General features: G+C 58.8%; 22 protein-coding genes and 1 tRNA gene. 10 read left to right on the forward strand and 13 right to left on the reverse strand.

The features are described from left to right. Positions 1 to 58: 58 nt before the first annotated feature. Both nrdR and ribD read left to right on the forward strand, forming a co-directional pair. Positions 59 to 529, forward strand: a complete 471-nt coding sequence (gene nrdR, locus ACR0CG_RS16590; protein WP_039525240.1) for a transcriptional regulator NrdR — start codon at positions 59 to 61, stop codon at positions 527 to 529. Next, the gene (gene ribD, locus ACR0CG_RS16595; RefSeq protein WP_480526346.1) at positions 526 to 1,626 is read left to right on the forward strand and encodes a bifunctional diaminohydroxyphosphoribosylaminopyrimidine deaminase/5-amino-6-(5-phosphoribosylamino)uracil reductase RibD; all 1,101 of its coding nucleotides are present in this window, start codon (positions 526 to 528) and stop codon (positions 1,624 to 1,626) included. The genes nrdR and ribD overlap by 4 nt, the downstream gene beginning before the upstream one ends. Here ribD and ACR0CG_RS16600 read toward each other — a convergent pair. The 3 genes from ACR0CG_RS16600 to ACR0CG_RS16610 all read right to left on the reverse strand — a co-directional run bounded on the left by ACR0CG_RS16600 (position 1,623) and on the right by ACR0CG_RS16610 (position 6,142). Continuing rightward, the gene (locus tag ACR0CG_RS16600) at positions 1,623 to 3,629 is read right to left on the reverse strand and encodes a capsular polysaccharide biosynthesis protein (protein ID WP_480526348.1); all 2,007 of its coding nucleotides are present in this window, start codon (positions 3,627 to 3,629) and stop codon (positions 1,623 to 1,625) included. The two genes, ribD and ACR0CG_RS16600, sit on opposite strands and share 4 nt — an antisense overlap. A gap of 3 nt (positions 3,630 to 3,632) precedes the next feature. After that, on the reverse strand, positions 3,633 to 4,766 hold the full coding sequence (locus tag ACR0CG_RS16605) for a polysaccharide biosynthesis/export family protein (protein WP_480526350.1): 1,134 nt from the start codon (positions 4,764 to 4,766) through the stop codon (positions 3,633 to 3,635). An 80-nt stretch (positions 4,767 to 4,846) separates the two neighbouring features. Continuing rightward, positions 4,847 to 6,142: a capsule biosynthesis protein gene (locus ACR0CG_RS16610; RefSeq protein ID WP_480526352.1), complete on the reverse strand. Its 1,296-nt coding sequence runs from the start codon at positions 6,140 to 6,142 to the stop codon at positions 4,847 to 4,849. Positions 6,143 to 6,284: 142 nt separating this feature from the next. Between ACR0CG_RS16610 and ACR0CG_RS16615 the strand changes: the two genes are divergently transcribed. The 5 genes from ACR0CG_RS16615 to ACR0CG_RS16635 all read left to right on the forward strand — a co-directional run bounded on the left by ACR0CG_RS16615 (position 6,285) and on the right by ACR0CG_RS16635 (position 9,507). Further along, a complete protein-coding gene (locus ACR0CG_RS16615; RefSeq protein ID WP_480526354.1) occupies positions 6,285 to 6,872 on the forward strand; it encodes a riboflavin synthase in 588 nt (195 codons plus the stop codon). A 115-nt stretch (positions 6,873 to 6,987) separates the two neighbouring features. After that, positions 6,988 to 8,109 (forward strand): 3,4-dihydroxy-2-butanone-4-phosphate synthase, encoded by a 1,122-nt coding sequence (ribB, locus tag ACR0CG_RS16620; RefSeq protein WP_321253721.1) that lies wholly within the window; start codon positions 6,988 to 6,990, stop codon positions 8,107 to 8,109. A 2-nt stretch (positions 8,110 to 8,111) separates the two neighbouring features. Then, entirely contained in the window at positions 8,112 to 8,663 is a 552-nt protein-coding gene (locus ACR0CG_RS16625) for a 6,7-dimethyl-8-ribityllumazine synthase (RefSeq protein ID WP_170616594.1), read from the forward strand. Continuing rightward, positions 8,660 to 9,142, forward strand: a complete 483-nt coding sequence (nusB, locus tag ACR0CG_RS16630) for a transcription antitermination factor NusB (RefSeq protein WP_170677597.1) — start codon at positions 8,660 to 8,662, stop codon at positions 9,140 to 9,142. The genes ACR0CG_RS16625 and nusB overlap by 4 nt, the downstream gene beginning before the upstream one ends. Before the next feature lie 59 nt (positions 9,143 to 9,201). Next, on the forward strand, positions 9,202 to 9,507 hold the full coding sequence (locus ACR0CG_RS16635; protein ID WP_480526357.1) for a hypothetical protein: 306 nt from the start codon (positions 9,202 to 9,204) through the stop codon (positions 9,505 to 9,507). 215 nt (positions 9,508 to 9,722) lie between these two features. On the opposite strand, the gene ACR0CG_RS16640 is transcribed toward ACR0CG_RS16635, so the two are convergent. Further along, positions 9,723 to 10,148: an SRPBCC family protein gene (locus ACR0CG_RS16640; RefSeq protein ID WP_480526359.1), complete on the reverse strand. Its 426-nt coding sequence runs from the start codon at positions 10,146 to 10,148 to the stop codon at positions 9,723 to 9,725. Further along, entirely contained in the window at positions 10,145 to 10,465 is a 321-nt protein-coding gene (locus tag ACR0CG_RS16645; protein WP_170616585.1) for a metalloregulator ArsR/SmtB family transcription factor, read from the reverse strand. Before ACR0CG_RS16645 ends, ACR0CG_RS16640 begins: the two co-directional genes overlap by 4 nt. Before the next feature lie 113 nt (positions 10,466 to 10,578). Between ACR0CG_RS16645 and ACR0CG_RS16650 the strand changes: the two genes are divergently transcribed. Beyond that, positions 10,579 to 11,010 carry an MmcB family DNA repair protein gene (locus ACR0CG_RS16650; RefSeq protein ID WP_170619748.1) on the forward strand — a complete coding sequence of 144 codons (432 nt, stop codon included), beginning with the start codon at positions 10,579 to 10,581 and terminating at the stop codon, positions 11,008 to 11,010. A 4-nt stretch (positions 11,011 to 11,014) separates the two neighbouring features. On the opposite strand, the gene ACR0CG_RS16655 is transcribed toward ACR0CG_RS16650, so the two are convergent. Beyond that, positions 11,015 to 11,203, reverse strand: a complete 189-nt coding sequence (locus ACR0CG_RS16655; protein WP_170616580.1) for a DUF6324 family protein — start codon at positions 11,201 to 11,203, stop codon at positions 11,015 to 11,017. 77 nt (positions 11,204 to 11,280) lie between these two features. Between ACR0CG_RS16655 and ACR0CG_RS16660 the strand changes: the two genes are divergently transcribed. Both ACR0CG_RS16660 and ACR0CG_RS16665 read left to right on the forward strand, forming a co-directional pair. Next, the gene (locus ACR0CG_RS16660; RefSeq protein ID WP_480526361.1) at positions 11,281 to 11,763 is read left to right on the forward strand and encodes an N-acetyltransferase family protein; all 483 of its coding nucleotides are present in this window, start codon (positions 11,281 to 11,283) and stop codon (positions 11,761 to 11,763) included. Between the two features lie 47 nt (positions 11,764 to 11,810). Next, a tRNA-His gene (locus ACR0CG_RS16665) sits at positions 11,811 to 11,887 on the forward strand. A gap of 113 nt (positions 11,888 to 12,000) precedes the next feature. On the opposite strand, the gene ACR0CG_RS16670 is transcribed toward ACR0CG_RS16665, so the two are convergent. From ACR0CG_RS16670 to ACR0CG_RS16700, 7 genes are all read right to left on the reverse strand, one after another. Then, positions 12,001 to 12,807, reverse strand: a complete 807-nt coding sequence (locus ACR0CG_RS16670) for an ABC transporter permease (RefSeq protein ID WP_170677588.1) — start codon at positions 12,805 to 12,807, stop codon at positions 12,001 to 12,003. Next, positions 12,804 to 13,691 (reverse strand): ABC transporter permease, encoded by an 888-nt coding sequence (locus ACR0CG_RS16675; protein ID WP_480526364.1) that lies wholly within the window; start codon positions 13,689 to 13,691, stop codon positions 12,804 to 12,806. Before ACR0CG_RS16675 ends, ACR0CG_RS16670 begins: the two co-directional genes overlap by 4 nt. An 82-nt stretch (positions 13,692 to 13,773) precedes the next feature. Continuing rightward, positions 13,774 to 14,523, reverse strand: a complete 750-nt coding sequence (locus ACR0CG_RS16680; RefSeq protein WP_170616571.1) for a transporter substrate-binding domain-containing protein — start codon at positions 14,521 to 14,523, stop codon at positions 13,774 to 13,776. A gap of 33 nt (positions 14,524 to 14,556) precedes the next feature. Continuing rightward, on the reverse strand, positions 14,557 to 15,333 hold the full coding sequence (locus tag ACR0CG_RS16685; protein ID WP_170677584.1) for an ABC transporter ATP-binding protein: 777 nt from the start codon (positions 15,331 to 15,333) through the stop codon (positions 14,557 to 14,559). Between the two features lie 125 nt (positions 15,334 to 15,458). Next, positions 15,459 to 16,211: a phosphate/phosphite/phosphonate ABC transporter substrate-binding protein gene (locus ACR0CG_RS16690; protein WP_480526367.1), complete on the reverse strand. Its 753-nt coding sequence runs from the start codon at positions 16,209 to 16,211 to the stop codon at positions 15,459 to 15,461. Continuing rightward, complete coding sequence (locus tag ACR0CG_RS16695; RefSeq protein WP_170677580.1) at positions 16,208 to 16,645, reverse strand: tellurite resistance TerB family protein; 438 nt, start codon at positions 16,643 to 16,645, stop codon at positions 16,208 to 16,210. The genes ACR0CG_RS16690 and ACR0CG_RS16695 overlap by 4 nt, the downstream gene beginning before the upstream one ends. Positions 16,646 to 16,665: 20 nt before the next feature. Beyond that, positions 16,666 to 17,115, reverse strand: coding sequence for a tellurite resistance TerB family protein (locus ACR0CG_RS16700; protein ID WP_170616560.1), 450 nt, complete (start codon positions 17,113 to 17,115; stop codon positions 16,666 to 16,668). Between the last annotated feature and the right edge of the window lie 8 nt (positions 17,116 to 17,123).

Below are 17,123 nucleotides of genomic sequence, written 5' to 3' on the forward strand. Positions count from 1 at the left end.
GATAAGTAAGCCGCAGTGCTTACAAAAAGAGGCGGAACAAGGGACGAGGAGACGGCGGATGCGCTGCCCGTTTTGCGGAAATATCGATACTCAGGTCAAGGATTCACGCCCGGCAGAGGATCACGTCGCGATCCGCAGGCGACGGTTCTGTCCGGCCTGTGGCGGACGCTTTACCACCTATGAACGGGTACAGTTGCGCGATCTTGTGGTGATCAAGACCAACGGCAAGCGCGAGGATTTTGACCGGGATAAACTGGAGCGTTCGATCCGGATCTCGATGCAGAAACGCCCCATCGATCCGGACCGGATCGATCAGATGATCTCGGGTATCGTGCGGCGCCTGGAAAGCATGGGCGACACGGATATCCCGTCCAACAAAATCGGTGAAATCGTCATGGAAGCGCTGGCCCGGATTGATACGGTGGCGTATGTTCGCTTTGCGAGCGTTTACAAGAATTTCCAGGCGGCCGATGATTTCGAGGAGTTTGTCCACGAACTGCGCCCGCCGCAGCCTTCGACGGACGAGTGAGCGAAACAGATAAGCGATATATGGCGCTGGCTTTGTCGTTGGGTCAGCGCGGACAGGGCACGTGTTGGCCCAACCCTTCCGTAGGGTGTGTCATCGTGCGTGATGGCCGGATCGTCGGTCGCGGGTGGACGCAGCCGGGCGGGCGCCCTCATGCCGAGACCGAAGCCCTGAAACAGGCCGGAGATGCCGCGCAGGGCGCAACGGCCTATGTTTCGCTGGAACCTTGTGCCCATCATGGCAAAACACCCCCTTGCGCGCAGGCCCTGATTGACGCCGATGTGGCGCGGGTCGTTTCAGCCATCGAAGACAGCGACCCGCGTGTAGCCGGGCAGGGCCTGGCCATGCTGCGTGAGGCCGGTATCAAAGTGACTACCGGTGTGCTGGATGAACAGGCTGCCAAGGCCCATGCGGGTTTTTTTCTGAAGACCGAACAGGGCCGCCCATTTGTAACTTTGAAACTGGCCAGCAGTTTTGACGGGCGGATTGCAACGTCCAGCGGTCATAGCCAGTGGATTACTGGACCCGAAGCGCGGCGTCTGGTCCACGCCATGCGGGCGCAACACGACGCGGTACTGATCGGCGCAGGCACCGCGCGTGCGGATGACCCATCCCTGACAGTGCGTGATCTGGGCATTGCGTCACAGCCGGTTCGGGTCGTTGTATCGCGCCATCTGGACCTGCCGCTGATGGGGCAGCTTGCGCGCACGGCCTCTGACGTTCCTGTCTGGATATGTCACGGCCCGCATCCGGATCCGGATCGTGCCAATGCCTGGCAGGGCATGGGTGCGCGCCTGATCCCGTGTGCATTGCAGGAACACCACATTGATCCGACGGACCTGTTGCAGCAGCTTGGACATGCCGGCCTGACACGTATCTTTTGCGAAGGCGGTTCCGCTCTGGCCGCATCGTTACTGGCGGCGGATCTGGTCGATGAACTGGTCGGGTTCAGTGCCGGGCTGACCATCGGTGCGGAAGGCCTGTCTGCGATTGGGGCGCTGGGTCTTGATAAACTGAACGAAGCGCCTCGGTTCGACCTGATCGAAACACGCGCTGTTGGCGGCGATATTTTGCATCGCTGGTCGCGGGCCTTGCGCTAGCGCCCGCGCCACAGGTGAGCATGGGTTGCGAATGCACCCTGAAGCTTTGACAGCAGACGATTCAAAGGCCCGTGTGGAGCGTCATACCCCTCGGCCAGTCGTTGCAGTACGACCTCAACCGGGCAGGGCAGGCCCGTTTTCGGATCCAGATAGCGGGGGTAGTCGATAAGGACCGCATGAACCAGGCCCGACAGACTGGGTCGCGCGCCTCGCCGGGCGGGAACTGTGCCCAGATCCTGCGTCAAACCCCATCCAGCATAGAATGGCGCGCCGAGCGTTGTCACCGGGACACCACGCAAAAGGGCCTCGAACCCCATGAGTGACGTCATGGTCCAGACCTCATGTACCTGTGGCAACAGAATGCCCGGGTTTGTGTGCGGAACAATGATATCTGCCAGACCTTCGGCTTCGATTGCGCCTTCCCGAAGCCCCGCCTCGACATCTGGATGAGGTTTGTAAACCAGGATCGCGTCCGGGTTTGCTTCACGCGCAGCCCTTAGCAGGTCCATATTCGTGCGCACGGCTCCACAGCCCAGCAGGATGGAGGCGTCGTCCTCGACCTGACCCGGGATCAGGATGCGGTGCCCGTCCGGCAAATCGGGCGGGTGGGTGCCGGTATTGTATTTGCTCAGACTGTTCGAGATGATTTGGGTAACCAGCCGCTCGGCCCGGAGCGCCTGATCGGGCCGCAGGTTTCCCCGGGCCGTGATCAGGTTTTCCAGTTGGCTGGGGCGCGTCGGGTCATAGTAAATTCCCAGATCGTCCGTCACCAGCGACAGCGGAGGCACAAGATTGGCGCCCAGCCCCCGTGATCGCAAAAAACCGTCTTCAACCCTGGTAACGCCGTCTAGATCCCGCGCCTGATTGGCCCACACCATATGAGGCCGTTGCGAAGCGCCAGGAGGATCGGCAGTGAAACGAATTTTGCGCTGTTGGCCGAACATCCGCTGCAGGTGCGGTCGTTTCCACAGCCGCATGCCCGATGCGGTCCAGCCCGCATGATCCTGCCGCCAGGCGCGTGACTGCGCCTCGAGCGTGTTTAACAGGGTCTCAAGCTCGCACAACTGGTCGCGGTACGGATCGTACCATGTTGGATAAAGCAGCATCGCAGCGGCGAACAACTGAGCGCGTGTCAGGTTTCTCTGGCGTCTTGCAAGAGGTGTTTCATCCTGAGTGAGCCCCCATCCGGCGTAAAAGGGTTGCCCGAACACCCGGGGCTTGTGACCGGCGAGAATGGCTTCGAACCCCAATTGTGAAGACAGCGTGTAGACCCCAATCGCGCCTTCCAGCAGGGTCCAGGGGCTGACCGGATCATTGAAAAACCGCACCCTGCCAGACAGGTCCTGATCGGTAAAGTGGCCGGGCCGGTGCCCTGACTGCGTTTCCGGATGTGTCTTTATCAGGATTTCGGCACCCGGGTTTTCCTCTTGCGCGATGACCAGCATCTCGCGGAAGCGGGCCGTGTCCCCCTTGCTGGCAGTTACGGCGGCGTCGCCCATGGTCTGGTCGACAACCAGAACATAGCCGGGGTCTGGGGCTTGGATGTTTGGATCAAAGGCTGAATACTTGCTCAGGTGCAGTTCCTGCATTCGCGCCATCGCGCCGCGCGCACGGTCCAGCAGGGCCGTGTCGTCCAGCGGATGTCTGGCCAGCAGGGTTTCCAGATCCGAGGGTTGATCAGGGTCGAAGTGCAGACCTGAACGGTCCAGCAGCAAACCCAGCGGCGGTTCGCCTGAGCGACCGGGGTGCAAGGACCGAAGAAAGGCATCCTCGACCCGCAATACCGGTGTCTGGTGCTTCGACGCGATCTTCAGCCCGCGATGCGCGGTCGGGCTGTTGCCCCAGACACCAACTAGATCACCGGGCTTCGGCAGGCCCAGACGAATATCAAACCCGGCCAGAGACAGTATCCGCCAGATGCGCCGTGATGTGAGAAACCCGCCGTTGTAGACAAACAGCCGGGTGCGTTCAGCCCCGGCTGCGGTGTCCTCTTGCGGCAACATACATCAGTAGCCGGTCAGTGTTGCGACATTGGCGATCGGGGTCAGTCCACCCGCAATCAACGAAATAGACTTACTCCACTGCGCATAGGGCGCTTCGGTCACGTAAATCGTGTCATCGTCGCGGATTACGAAGTCCCGCGCAATGAACAGGCCATTCGGGGCCGTCAGATTAAGCAGGTAGATCAACCTTTGATCCCCTTGCAGATCTGCCCGGCCCATCACATTGCGCGCCACATCCTGACGTTCTCTGCGAAGAACGAATATGCCGGTCGGGTCCGACGACAGCGACTGAAGACCGCCAACCTGCGCCAGGGCTTCCAGCGCGGACAGGTCCTGACTGTCAAATGCAACGCGGGATTGTCCTCCGGTTGCACCCAGCGCGATATAGGAGCGGCTGTCTTCTTCAACCAGAATGCGGTCGCCACCGCGCAGGGCGACGTCCAGCTTGGGGTTGCGGAACAGATCATCGTACCAGATGGTCCCGCGCTGATCACCTCGGATCAGCGTGACCAGCGCAATGTCGGACGAGACAGTGACGCCGCCGGCCTGCGCCAGCATCCCGGACAATGAGCGGGTCGGGCGCTGGATCGCGTAGATCCCCGGTGCGCCAATGGTTCCGGTCAGGGACACGGTCGAGCCGTCACCGGCAGCACGACGAACTTCGACCTGCGGATCCGGGGTCTGGTCCTGCAGTTTGCTGGTGATCAGGGTGCGCAATTCTTCCGGTGTGTTGCCGGCAGCCCGCAAACGACCGGCATAGGGAACAAAGATGAAGCCTTCGCTGTCGACCTGAACTTCTTCGAGTGTCGTGGCCGGTCCCGTCTCGCTGGCCAACAAGCCGTCATCCACGTTTTCCCAGATTGTCAGCCCCAGAACATCGCCGGGGCGAACGGTGTCTGCGGTCAGGTTCGGGGCAGTGCTGAAGGCGGCAGAGAAGCCGTATTGGGGCACGGCAGATGTTGCCTTGGCGACGCGGTCATCCACTTCCACGACAAATGCATTCCCGCCATTCTGCACAGAACCTGCAAGGATTTCAGATTTGTTCGGGCCGGACTTGGGAAGCTGGCACGCAGCCAGAAAGCCGCAAGCCGCCACGAGAGTTACCCCCCGTATCCACCGGATTGGAAAGCGCTTCACTGCCGATATACCTCAATTATCTTTCTTTCAGCGCAGGCTACCCGCAATGTGGTGTGACTTCCAGAAACAACCGTCCAGATTCACTGAACGATTCTCAACTGTGGCGTCAGCGCCGCTTTGCCTGACAGAACTGTTTGATATGGATCTTGCGGCCGCAACATCATGTCGACAGCCCGTCGCAACAATTGCCGCCGCCCCCGGCATGAATAGAACCCACCGGGCACCTGGCTGGTTTCCAGAAGAAACCGGCGATAGATCCGATAGGCACCGCTGTCAGGGGCGACCGGGTTCGCGAAGAAAGCAGTCAGGGCCTGCCCGGAAACGAATTCGGGTTTGTCATAGACGGACTTGCCGAAAATTCGCAGGGGAATGCCGCGCCATAACACTTGCTGGCCGGCGGTCGAATTGATCGTGACCGCAGAATTCGCATCATCCAGAAGTCCGGCAAGCTTGCCACCGGGAACATAGTAGACGCGATCGTCAATCCCGTACCGGGCCGACAGTTCACGCACGCGTCGTCGCAATGGTTCGCGATGATTTTCCAGCGGATGTTCCTTGATCACCAGCCGATGATGTCTTGGCGCGCCCTTTGCGAAACCTTCGAGAATTTGATCCAGAAAATCGCTCATGCAGGAATACCCGGAATGCGCCTGTACCGAGCTGTCATGACCCAGTTGCAGCAGGACCATGTGATAGGGGTGACCGCCCAGCCGAACGCGGGTCGTTGCCCAGATCCGCTGTAGCCGGTGAAATGGCATAAGGGACAAACGCTTGAAGTACAGACGAAACTCCTTCGATACCGGCAGGTCCCGATGAGGTCTGAAATTGCGATAGCGGCGGTTCAGGAACAGCACAAACCAGTGATACAGGGCACCGTAAAAGATATGTTGCCTCATATCGCCCCAATGGGACGGTGGTGGTGATTGCGTATCTGACTGGGCTAGGGCCTGCTGCATCTGGTCAACGTTCAGGTCCATCAGCCGGGAATTTCCGTTCGAGCCCGTGCGTTCATATGTGACCCACCAGGGGCGCAGATAGCCTTCTTCGAACACGTGGACGGTGATGCCCCTTTCCCTTGCGATTTCGACTGCCTGAGCATGGATCGGACGCGTGTCGCCATAGAGTACGATGTCTGTGATATCGAGGTCGTTGATCAACCCGGTCAGGGTTTCCGGCCAATGCTCTGGTTTGTCCAGGAACGGAATGTAGGATGAGCGATCGAACCAGAACGCGTGGTCGCCGGCATTGAAGCCGACGCGCCAGACCTGCGCGCCGGATGCGCGCAACATGCGCCCAAGGGCGTTGAAAAACGGGCCATGAGGTCCCTGCAGAAACAGGAACACACGGCGATCCGGGGCATAGGGCAGGTGGGTCATCGGGACTGCTGTATTCGTGTTAAATTGTCAAAACTATGCCCGTTTTGCGATTTCCCGGCAAGCCGGGGCTTGCCCGAGAAGCCGCTTGGGCTTACCTCGGCTGTGGAAGCGAGACACAGGTTAGGAACTGAGGGTTAACAGAATGTTCACAGGGATCGTCACCGATGTTGGCACTGTCACCGAGCTGGAACAGCAAGGCGATCTGCGGGCCCGGATCAGCACCGGCTATGATACTGCGGGCATCGATCTTGGCGCTTCGATTGCCAGCGACGGGGTCTGCCTGACCGTTATCGCGCTGGGCGACGACTGGTACGATGTCCAGATCAGTGCTGAAACCGTGTCAAAAACCAACCTCGACGCCTGGCAGGTTGGCAAGCGTGTCAACCTTGAACGCGCCTTGAAGGTTGGAGACGAACTGGGCGGGCATATCGTCTCGGGCCACGTGGACGGGGTCGCTGAGGTGGTTGGCATTGAAGACGAGGGCGACAGCACTCGTGTTACACTGCGCGCACCCAAGCATCTGGCCAAGTTCATTGCGCCCAAGGGATCGGTCGCTCTGAACGGCACCTCGCTGACTGTCAACGCGGTGGAAGGTTGCGACTTTGGGATCAATTTCATCCCGCACACCAAAGAGGTCACGACCTGGGGTGATGTTCGAATGGGCGACCGCGTCAATCTTGAGATCGACACGTTGGCCCGATATGTTGCGCGGCTGGCGGAAATGTCCTGAACTTTAAGGCCGAACAACGCCGCGTTCTGGTCCGCTGACGCCGCATGTGGTCTGGCCTTTGGGCGAATGGTGGTCTATCCAGCCGCTCATACGTGCTCTTGCGAAAGGCTGCCCCATGAGCTTTGAAACCCCCGGCCCGGTCGAGGCCCAGTTGCGTGACGCGATAAGTCCGATCGAAGAAATCATCGAAGAGGCGCGCAAAGGCCGGATGTATATTCTGGTGGATCACGAAGATCGCGAGAACGAAGGCGATCTGGTCATCGCCGCCGAATTCGCGGATGCCGAGGCAATCAATTTCATGGCCACCCACGGGCGCGGCCTGATCTGCCTGCCGATGACCGCCGAACGGGTCGACGCGCTGGGCCTGCCGATGATGGCGGTGAACAACTCGTCCCGGCATGAAACCGCCTTCACCGTGTCTATCGAGGCGCGTGAAGGTGTATCAACCGGTATTTCCGCAGCTGACCGCGCATTGACTGTGTCGACCGCAATCAATGAGCAAAACACGATGGCGCAAATCGCCACCCCCGGTCACATCTTCCCGCTGCGGGCCAAGCGGGGCGGGGTGCTGGTGCGTGCCGGTCATACCGAGGCTGCCGTGGACATTTCGCGTCTGGCGGGGCTGAACCCCTCGGGCGTGATCTGCGAGATCATGAAACCGGACGGCACCATGGCACGCCTGCCTGATCTGGTCGCCTTTGCTAAAGAGCACAACATGAAGATCGGCACGATCAGCGATCTGATCGCGTACCGGTCCCGCAATGACAATCTGGTGGTCGAAACCTCACGCGAAACGGTGATGTCGGAATATGGTGGCGAGTGGGAGATGCGTCTGTTCACGGACCAGACCCACGGCATTGAACATGTGGTCATGACCAAGGGCGACATTACCACGCCCGAGCCTGTCCTGACCCGAACCCACGCCCTGCACGAAGCGCCGGACATCCTGGGCCTAGGCCCGAAATCGTCGCGGGAACTGCCCCGCGCGATGGAAAAAATCGCCGAGGAAGGGCGCGGGGTCGTGTGCTTGTTCCGCCAGCCGCGCAACTCGCTGTATGCGGCCGAGGACGAAGGCCCGCGCACCATCAAGCAAACCGGTCTGGGCGCTCAAATCCTGTCCAAAATGGGCGTTCAGCAACTGGTGTTGCTGACGGACTCGCCGGAAACCGTTTATCTGGGGCTCGATGCGTTTGGCCTGTCCATCGTTGGCACCCGCTCCATACTCAAGGATGACTGATCGTGGCTGAACAAGACAAACATGGCGTTCTGCCGACGCCGACATTCGATGAACCGGTGAAACTGCTGATCGTGGCCGCGCCTTTCTATCGCGCGATTGCCGACAACCTGATCGCCGGAGCCAAGGCCGAGATCAAAGCGGCAGGTGGCACTTGCGAGGTTGTCGAGGTGCCCGGTGCGCTGGAAATCCCAACCGCCATCGCCATGGCCGATCGTCAGTGCAACTTTGATGGCTATGTCGCGCTGGGCTGCGTTATCCGCGGTGAGACCACGCATTACGAAACGGTATGCAACGATTCCAGCCGGGCCATTCAGCTCATGGGCTTGCAGGGCTTGTGCATCGGTAACGGTATCCTGACTGTCGAGAATGACGATCAGGCAGAAGTCCGCGCAAACCCTGAAAAGATGAATAAAGGTGGCGGAGCGGCCGCTGCGGCCTTGCATCTGATCGCGCTCAGCCGTAAGTGGGGCTCTTCCAAAAAGGGCGTCGGCTTCAAGCCTCCGTCCGAGTCCATCCTTGTGGCGGGCGACAGCAACGGACCCACGACAGCATGACCCAGACAGACGCGCCGAAACCGGCCAATCAGAAACGCTTGATGAAATCCGCAGCCCGGCTTTACGCCGTGCAGGCGTTGTTCCAGATGGAGCAGTCGGGACAAACGACCGAACAGGTTGTTAATGAGTTTCTGGATCACCGGTTTGGCGCAGTTTACGAGGGCGAAGAAATGCTGGATGGCGACATCAGCGTTTTTCGCAAGCTCGTGGATGATGCCGTGAACTATCAGGCGCCGATCGACCAGATGACCGATCGCGCATTGGTCGCAAAATGGCCCATCGCGCGCATCGACCCAACTTTGCGTGCAACCTTCCGTGCTGCAGGTGCCGAACTGACCCAAAGCGACACGCCGCCCAAAGTGGTCATCACCGAATTCGTCGATGTCGCACGGGCCTTTTTCCCGGAAGGCAAGGAGCCGAAATTCGTGAACGCCGTTCTAGATCACATGGCGCGTGAGGCCAGGCCCGAGGCGTTCTGACGCCTTTACCGGCGACCGACAAGCGCTAGACTGAATGTCAGAGCGCAAGGAGGCCCGCCATGCCCAAACTGATACGGTTATACATCACTCAGGTTGCCTGGGGATTTGTCATCTCGGCGGCTTTCGTTGCGGTGCTTTTGGTTTTCAACGTCGCCAATCTGCGCAATCTGATCACCGGGTCGGAACTTGGCCTGATTGCATTGCTGATGATCTGGTTCATGAATGGAATCGTTTTTGCCGGGGTGCAATTTGCCTATGCCGTCATGAGCATGGCGGAAAAGCCGCAGGGGCCACGCCGGGGAACCCCGGTTATCCACAAATTTGAACCCGCCTTGGTGAAGCAGGAAACTGGCGCAGAGCGCTGATTTTTTAGCGGAAAATGTGGCGGGACCACCAGTCAACCGTGCGGTGTGATTCCCGAGGACCTGTATGTACAGGTGGGCGCCAGGTAATCAGGCCAGGACCTGAACAGAGCCAGCCCCCTCGGAATTGCTTAAGGCCACCAGAATGCTACCAGTCACAAGAAGGGCAGAACCCGCCACGCGCCTAAGTAGGGGTTGCAGCGGGTTTGCACAAGGGGTCAGGCATCAACAGTTTCGTGCAATGCGGTGCGCATCTTGCCGAAATGCTCATCCCAACCGTTATCCAGCGCCAGGATCAGGCCAAAGGCCTCGGCGCCCTGTGGCAGGCCTTCGTGCAGCAGGCCAAGCTTCGTGCCCCCGGCAACGGGTTCCAGGGTCCATTTTACTATACTGACGGCTTCTCCCATCGGCTTCACGGTGAACGTGTATTCAAGGTATTCGAAAGGGTGTGCCTTTTTGACTTCACCCCAGATCAGCAGATCGCCGCTGGTGGTTCCAAACATCGCCAGCTTGCCGCCCTCGGTCAGGGGGTGTTTGGGTTTGTGAAACCACTCTGCCAAGCGGTCAGGGTCGGTCAGATAAGCCCAAACCGTTTCAGGTTCGGCACGCAGGAAGATTGTTTTCTGCAAAACAGCGTTGGTCATTTCTTTTTCCCTTCAATAGCTTCCTTCAGATTGTTCAGACGGTCATCCCAGAACTGATCAAAATAGCTGAACCAGTCCAGAACGGGTGCCATGCCTTGGGGTTCCAGGCGGTTGATGCGCTCTCGCCCGCGAGCCTCGACCGTAATCAGACCGCCATCGGACAGAACGGTCAGGTGTTTCTTGACGGCAGCTCGGGTCATGTCGAAACGGTCCGTCAACTGGCCTATCGTCAGATCCTCCGATGCCAGCATTCTTACAATGTCTCTGCGGGTAGGGTCGGCCAGCGCCCGGAATGCAAATTGTGTTTGTGTGTTCATTGGTCACCTCAAAGAGATACCGATTGGTATCACGTTATTATGATACTGAATGGTATCATGTCAACATGTTTGAGGGGCTTGATATTTGTTCATGAATTGTTCACATATTTTGAATGACACTGGAAATGCAGCCCGGCCAGAAACTGGCCCGCGGGGTTTCACGCCACCTTCTGACCCACGGGTATGTTTCAATTGAAGAATTTGTTCCCGCGCGTGGATTGCGGGTGGACGTGATGGGGCTTGGCCCCAAGGGCGAGCTTTGGGTTGTGGAATGCAAATCCAGTTGGGTGGACTATCAATCAGATTCCAAGTGGCACGGCTACCTGGAGTGGTGCGACCGGTTCTTTTGGGCCGTCGATACCGAATTTCCGACCGAGATGCTGCCGCCGGAAACCGGCCTGATCATTGCCGATGCCTATGATGCAGAAATCGTCCGAATGGCGCCAGAGGACAAGGTTGCCCCGGCGCGGAGAAAAAAGATGATCCAGAAATTTGCCATGGACAGCGCCCGCAGGCTGCACGCTTTTCGCGACCCCAGGCTGTAAACGCTCAGCCCTGAACCGCGCGGGCAGCCTGTGCTGCGGCGAGAATTTCTTCCGCGATTTCTTCAGCTTCTTCCGGGTCAAAATCCATCGGAATCTCGACGCCATCGGCTTCGATGAACAGGCGGACCATGCCGTGATCGGTCGGACCGATCTGCAGGTTAGCCTGAATGTCGCGTTCGGTATTGATGCCCATAAGTGCCTCCGGGACTGAGCATTCGTGCTAGCGCGCAAAGGGTTGAGAATCAAGTCGCCTTTGCGGTCAGATGGCTTATGGAAGATGCGCTTATCAGACCGTTTCGTTCCGACGATGCATCGTGGCTGGTTGACCAACACGACCGTCACTACACGCGCGACGAAGGCTTTGACCACACATTTGCGCCGCTTGTTGCCAGTATTCTGGACGCATTTACTGCATCGCATGATCCGGCCAGGGAACGCGGCTGGATTGTTGAACAGGCGGGCGAAAGGCTGGGAAGTATTTTTTGCGTGTCGCTGGACCGTGACACGGCAAAGCTGCGGCTGTTTCTGCTTGTGCCGCAAGCAAGAGGGCAGGGGCTGGGCAAACGGCTACTGGACACCTGCATGAGCTTTGCGCGCACTGCCGGTTACAAGGAAATGGTCTTGTGGACGCATGAAAGCCACAAGGCCGCGTGCGCGCTTTACAAGGCGAACGGTTGGCAGCTGACGGGCAGCAAACCGGTACACTCATTCGGCGTCGATCTGGTTGAACAAAGCTGGAGAATTCAGCTTTAATCCTCTTGCAATCCCGCTGCGCGTTCGGTACATCGCCCCTCACGAGTGCCGCCTTAGCTCAGTTGGTTAGAGCGCTGGATTGTGGATCCAGAGGTCCCCTGTTCAAGCCAGGGAGGCGGTACCACTTCTCCCTATTATCTCAGGTACGGATTTTCGCAACCTAACCCGCATTGGGCTAGGGCAAAAAGACGTTCGGGCCTGGTTGTCCAGACCCGGTCATTGATTCAAAAGCGTTTGTTAACGCGCCAGATTCAGGCGAAGCCGCATTTTGGACCGTTTGGCCTGCGGCAGGTGCCGGTTCAGGTGCTTGTTCACCCTGCCGAACCCCCAGACGATCACCAGTGTCAGCAGGATGAAATAAAAGGCCAGAATCGGATAGGGGACAAACGGGTTGAATGTTTTGTCCGCAAAATAGCTGGCGTAGTACAACGCGTCTCCGCGTTGTTGCCAGGCCGGAAAGGCCGAGAAAAACACCAGCGTGGTTGCGTGGAACAAAAAGATCGCCTCGTTTGTGTAGGCAGGCCATGCTAGGCGCAGCATCGTAGGCCAGACAACGCGGCGGAAACGGGACCACCCGGTCAGACCGTAGGCGTCGGCCGCCTCGATATCGCCCTTTGGGATCGAGCGCAGGGCGCCATAGAAGATTTCGCCCGTGTAGGCGGCCGTGTTCAGGAACAGAACGATCAGCGCCCCAAGCCATGCCGAGGTCAAGGCGTCGAACATGGGGTAGGATTTCTTCAGCGACAGGAAGAAGAAATAGGCAAAGAAGAACTGGATGAACAGCGGCGATCCCCGGAAGATGAAGATGAACCATTCAGACGGTTTGCGCAGCCATTTGTTGGCGGACGACTTGCCGACGGCCAGCGCGGTGGCCAGAAAGAACCCGGTCGCCAGCGCCATCAGGCCGAAATAGACGTTCCAGATCATCCCCGATCCGATCAGGGTGAACTGTTCGCACAAGGTAAAATCGTTGCGCGGCAGCAGGCGCTCGCCGAGGCCGATGGAACGCAGGGCATAGTCCTGGATGGTTTGCAGGCAGCTCATGCGGTGGTCTCCTTGCGCAGCAATTCTCCGCCGGATGTTGCCTGACCGTGCGACAGTCGCCGCATCAGTCGTTCAAGCCCGATTTCGGATACTCGGGTCATGCCCAGATAGAAAAGCAGGAGGAACAGGAAATACCACATGCGCCAGTCACCATGCGGGTATTGCGTGAATTTCGACGTCTTGGTGCCACCCAGCTCACGCGCCCAGTAGACGATATCCTCAATCCCCAGCAGGAACAGCAGGGGCGTGGCTTTGATCAGCACCATCCACAGGTTCGACAATCCGGGCACGGCATAGACCCACATTTGCGGAACAAGCACGCGCCAGAAGGTCTGACGGCGGGTCATGCCATAGGCCTCGGCGGTCTCAAGCTGGGCGTGCGGCACGGCGCGCATCCCCCCAAACAGAACGTTGGCGGCGAATGCACCGAATACGATCGAGAATGTGATGATGGCCAGAAAGAACCCATAGGTTTCGTGCACCCATTCCGGCGAAGTGCCCAACGGCAGCTTGGCGGCCTGACAGACGATGAAATCATTGCCCTGTCGAATCGGATCGGTCCAGTCGGGGCAGAGGACTTTGTGGCGGGTCCATTCGAACGCCTGATCCAGTGCAATCACGAAGAACAGGAAAAACGCGATGTCGGGTACGCCTCGAACGATGGCGATATACCCCTTGCCCAGCCAGCTGAGCGGTGGGAAATGTGACCGGGCGGCCATGGCTCCTGCGAAACCAAAGCTCAGCGCGACAGGGGCGGTGACAGCCAGAAGGGCCAGTACCTTGACGAACGAAAGATAAAACGACCAATGCACGCCATTGGTCAGATAGCAGGAAAACCAGCGGAAAGTGCCGAGCGTGTCGGGATCGGTACAGTAGGAGAACATAAGGCGTCTTTCGAACGTCGGATCCGGCGCGGGGCCAAGACAGGTTCGGCGCCAAGAGGCGCCGAACCATCAGACAGAGTTTTTAGTTGGTAACGACTGAGCCGTCAGCGTTGTATGTCGGAACGCCTTCGCCGAACCACTTGATGATCAGCTCGTTCAGGCTGCCATCCGCCTTCATCGAAGTAATGGCTTCGTCGAACTTGCCGCGCAGCTCGCCGTCGGATTCACGGATACCGAGACCGATGCCGCCGCCAAGCGGAACATCGTCGCCGACAAATACCAGTTCACCGCTGGATTCTTCGACGATCGGCACCAGGAAGTCCTTGTCTGCAAATACAGCGTCAGCCTCGCCGTTGCGAACCGCAGCGATGGTTTCTTCAGGGGTTGCAAACTCGACGAGGGTCGCGCCGGATTCGGCCACGTGGCCGGCCTGGATCGTTGCGGTTTGCGCCGCGACGATGCCGCTGCTTACGTCAACACCTTCGGATGCCCCGACATAAGCCGATGCCGCCGGAGGGAAGTAGTTCTGGGTGAAGTCGATAACCTCATCACGCTCATCGGTGATCGACATGCCCGCGATGATGGTGTCGTAGTTGCCCGAAACCAGGTTCGGAATGATCGAATCCCAGTCGTTCTTGACCCATTCGCATTCCAGACCGGCGCGCTTGCACAGCTCGTCGCCGACTTCGCGCTCGAACCCGTCGATTTCGCCTGAGTCATTGATGAAGTTATACGGAGGGTAGGCGCCCTCGGTCCCCATGCGGACGGTATCGGCCATTGCCATGCCAGCGGTCAACGCCAGTGCTGCAGTGGTCAGAATCAGGTTTTTCATTGGTTACTCCCCATTAGTGATTCTGTGGATCAGTTAAGCCGCCTTGGTGGCGGAGAGAAAGCCCCGAAGCCGTTCGGATTCCGGGGTGGTAAAGATATCTTCGGGCAGGCCTTCTTCTTCGATAAGGCCCTGATGAAGAAAGACAACGTGGCTGGAGATGTCAGCAGCCATCTTCATGTCGTGGGTTACGATGATCATGGTGCGGCCCTCGGCGGCCAGATCCTTGATCACCTTGATGACTTCCTGCTCCAACTCGGGGTCCAGTGCCGAAGTGGGTTCGTCAAACAGCAGCGCCTCGGGTTCCATGCACAGCCCGCGCGCGATAGCTGCGCGCTGTTGCTGACCGCCCGACAGTTGTGCCGGATAGACGTCACATTTGTCGCCGATACCCACTTTTTCCAGGTATTTGCGCGCGCTGTCTTCAACCTCGGCCTTGTCGCGGCCCAGAACGGTTACGGGTGCTTCCATCACGTTTTGCAGAATGGTCATGTGGGACCAAAGGTTGAACTGCTGGAATACCATCGACAGGTTGGTCCGGATGCGCAGGACCTGTTTGGGGTCTGCGGGCCGGCGATGATGACTGTCACCACTCCAGCGAACCGGCTCACCCTTGAACAGGATTTCGCCCTCCTGACTGTCTTCCAGAAGGTTGCAGCACCGCAGCAGGGTCGACTTTCCGGAGCCGGAGGATCCGATGAGCGATACAACATCCCCTCGCCTGGCTGTAATATCCACCCCCTTCAGCACCTCCAGATGCCCGAAGCTTTTGTGAAGGTTCTTGATCTCGATAACGGGAGTGGAATCTGTCACGGGTCGTCCAGTTGTTGTGATTGTTAGTGCGGTAATAGGGCGCAAAATGTTGAGCAATGCAATGCGCAAATAACATGTTCCCATCGGGAAACGACCAAATTGAACAATTCAGCTGTTCAATTTGTTCAGTCGTGCGACCCGAACGCTTGCGGGGCCGGGGGCGTGGAAACCGCCAGGTAGCGCTCGGCCGGGATGTTGACCAAACCGTTGATGTGCAGTGCCTGGCAGTCGGCATCCGACAAACGGGTAATGGCCCTTCTGACGGCCCCGGCGATGCGGCCGGCGTCTTGCCCAAGGGCAGTTATGTAGGGCAGCGTCGGTGTCGGTTCCGTTCTTGCGACTTCGCGCAGTTGCGATCCCAGTTCTGTGTGTTCCCTGAGCAGCGTCCAGGTCAGCAGGTCGAGCGAGGCATAGTCGGCCCGTCCGTCCGCGACCGCGTTTGCGGAGCGCGCGTGGCCGCCGGTTTCAAGCAACTTACCCGGGCGCAGGCCCAAAGCGGACAGATGAGTAACAGGTGCGGACCACCCAGATTGGGACAACGCCTCGTTATAAGCGAAGATGCCGGTCGCCAATTCGGACAAGGGGCGTGTGTCATCGGTGCGGGCCACAAACACAGAGCAGTAATAGCCGGTTGGGCAGTCGGGCAGGCCATAATCGGGCGTGCCGACCAGTTGCACTTTTCCGTGCAGGCTTGTGCGGTAGGGCATTCCGCAGGTTTGCGACAAAACCAGATCGGGGTCTTGCCAGACCTCCCAGAAATCCTGGTCTCGGGTCAGGTGCGTCGGGCCGAACCCAAGTTCCACACGAATCAAGCTCCAGAACCGGTCATTGGCCGCGTGAAGCGCGGGCATGTCGTACATGCCCAGCATCGCCGTCACGATTTGGCAGCCTTTTGTCTGGCTAGCGCGGAGTCCACGTCGCTGACACCCAGAAGACTGACCACTAATCGCAGAAGCGAATCCTCTTCTCCCGAGCGCTGCCCATCGGCAAGAGCCACAGACCACATTGCCTGAACGACGGCCAGTCGGTCGTCATAGGCGACGGCTTCCTTGATGGCGCGGGTAAAGCGCACGGTGTCCGGTGCCTCGCTTTCAAGGTCTTCCGCGCGGGCACGAAGACCGGCGGCCTCGAAAGGGGACAGACCGTAGCGTTCTGCCGAAATCCGGTCGATCCGCGCCATTTCAGAGTCTGCATAGTCGTTGTCGGACCGCGCGATACGAACCATCAAGGCGGTCAGCGCCAATCGGGCATCGTCTTCGGCAAGCGGGTCGGGCTGAGGCTGGGAAAGCCGTGACAGAAAATCCTTGAACATGAGAGAGATATAGATCCGGTTTATTCAGCTTCCAAGCGTGACAGCACCCGTTCGCGGGCAATCTGGCTGTCCTTGAAGCTAAGGCCCATGGCAATCCGGGCCTCTTCCACGATTTTCATTTCACCTTCGTCAGAGTTGCCATCGGCCAGCACGATCTCCCACAAGGCATCCAAAGCCGCCAACCGTTCTTTCAGGTCTGTTGTTTCGCGGATCAGCTTGCCGAATGTGTCGGTGTCGGGGGCCGCCGCGTGCAGCTTTTCGCAAGTTGCCCGCACTTTTGCAGCCTCGATCGCGTTGTGCTGGTAGAGGCGGGCCAAAATCCTGTCGATCAGGCTGATTTCTTCAAGCTTATAATCCCGATCCGCCTGTGCCACCCGCACCATCAGGGCCCCAAGAGCCAGTTCGGCATCCGGGTCGGGCAGTGTCGTCTGCTGGGGTGGGCGAAAGGCCTGAAAAAGCTTTTTTAGCATGAGCGCAG

Source organism: Ruegeria sp. AB8 (genome assembly GCF_056542605.1).